Source organism: Shewanella sp. T24-MNA-CIBAN-0130, from assembly GCF_040310185.1.
Lineage (GTDB): Bacteria > Pseudomonadota > Gammaproteobacteria > Enterobacterales > Shewanellaceae > Shewanella > Shewanella psychromarinicola.
On the sequence record NZ_JBEOPP010000194.1, the window covers coordinates 1 to 331 of the forward strand.

The window sequence follows — 331 nt, forward strand, 5'->3', positions numbered from 1 at the left end:
GTCTTGGATTGCTAAAATGCTAGCAAAGCTTAAAAACTCAGTTTGAAATGCACCCCTGCATAGGTTTGATCTAAGCTGCCTTGAATATCGTCGGCACTGGCTTGTTGCTTAATGTCTCCTTGAGCGATGCTGTGGCTAATGTGCGCAGACAATGCCATTGAATCATTAAGTTTCTGTTCGGCTTCTAGTCCAAATTGGAAATGGTTAGCACCGTTGTGTTCTTCACTGCTGTATTGAAAATCAAACCCCTGAACAATGTAAGGTGTCAAAGTGAAGTGTTGAGTGATTTCCCATGGACTATGTATGCTCAGTTCAATGAAATAGCCGCCAG

At 42.6% G+C, this 331-nt stretch carries 1 pseudogene; it reads right to left on the bottom strand.

What is annotated here, in order from left to right:
• Positions 1-29: 29 nt before the first annotated feature.
• Positions 30-331 (bottom strand): annotated as a pseudogene (locus AAEZ02_RS22045) (hypothetical protein); the annotation flags it as partial.